Source organism: Halomonas sp. 707D4, from assembly GCF_024158685.1.
GTDB lineage: Bacteria > Pseudomonadota > Gammaproteobacteria > Pseudomonadales > Halomonadaceae > Vreelandella.
This window is the reverse complement of record NZ_JAMZBD010000683.1, coordinates 1-1,268: the sequence shown is the minus strand read 5'-3', so window position 1 is coordinate 1,268 and position 1,268 is coordinate 1. Positions and strand designations below refer to the sequence as shown.

Below are 1,268 nucleotides of genomic sequence, written 5' to 3'. Positions count from 1 at the left end.
GAGGCCACCGCCGAAAGCGCCGCCGGGCTCTTCGCCCATCCGCCCGCGCTGCCCGCTTCGCCGGCCGCCCGGCGCTACGTGCAGGAGACGTCGGCCATTCTGACGCCGCCCGGGCGCTTTCACGCGCTGGCGCCGCTGCTCGACCGGGTGATGACCCAGTGGCTCGCTCAGGCGTGAGGCACTAGGCCAGCTCGGCCCGGGCCTCGGCGCTCCACGCCCGGGCGACTTCCAGACAGCTTTCCCAGTCGCCCACGTGAAGCTCCTTGGGGGCGTCGTCGCGCCGCTCGAGATGATAACGGTAGAGCGGGTCGTAGTACTCGGTCAGAAGTGGGGCGAGCCACGCTTCGTGGGCCTGGACATCGCCCTGGGCGTGGGCAGCGAAGGCCAGCGCCTGCATTCGCTGCAGGCGCTGCAGCCGGGCGTTGCCGAGCCGCTTGGCCAGGCGCTTCAAGCTGTTCGAGAGCTGCTCCTGCATGCGCCGGAACCCTTCCTCGGCGCCGAAACGCGCCACGAACGCCGCCAGCAGGGCTTCGATGTAATCGAAGCGCAGCTGCTCCAGGCGCCAATCCAGCGGCATCTCGACACGAATGCGTGGCGCTTCGCTGAGCGCGTGCCAGAAGGTCAGCGGAATGTTGGCGTTGCCGATCTGGCGGGACTCGTCCTCCATGACCAGCGCGCCGTTCTGGCCGAGCAGGCGCTTGCCGAGGGCGTGTTCGAAGTCGATCTGGGTGGTGGGTGCCTCCACCTGGCGCCCGAAGGCCGACCCCTTGTGGTTGGCGCAGGCTTCGAGATCGACCCCGTTGTCCAGGCGATTGATCAGCACCGTCTTGGCGGTGCCGGTGAGCCCGGCCACCACCAGCATCGGCTGGACGGTGGCCTGCTCGATGCGCGCACACAGCGCGCGCCGCATCGCCTTCCAGCCACCCTCGATACGCGGCACCTCGACCCCCGCTTGTGCCAGCCACCGCTGGGTGATCTGCGAGCGCAGCCCGCCCCGAAAGCAGTAGATCACGGCGTTCGGGTAGCGTTCGAGATAGCCGCGCCAGGCCTCGATACGCGCCTGCTTGACGGTACCGCTGACCAGCTGCTCGCCGAGCGCGATGGCCGCCGCCTGCCCCTGCTCCTTGTAGGCGATACCGACCTGATGGCGCTCTTCGTCGACCATCAGCGGCAGGTTGACGGCGCCGGGCAGGCTGCCCTGGTCGAACTCGACCGGTGCGCGCACGTCGATCAAGGGCGTGGCGCGGCGAATCAGTTCGAGAGAGGCG

1 protein-coding gene is annotated in these 1,268 nt (G+C 69.3%); it reads right to left on the bottom strand.

The genetic code is table 11. From position 1 onward, the window contains the following. Positions 1-181: 181 nt before the first annotated feature. The coding region (gene mnmH, locus BIS11_RS17870; protein ID WP_367399233.1) for a tRNA 2-selenouridine(34) synthase MnmH at positions 182-1,268 on the bottom strand (1,087 nt) is incomplete at its 5' end.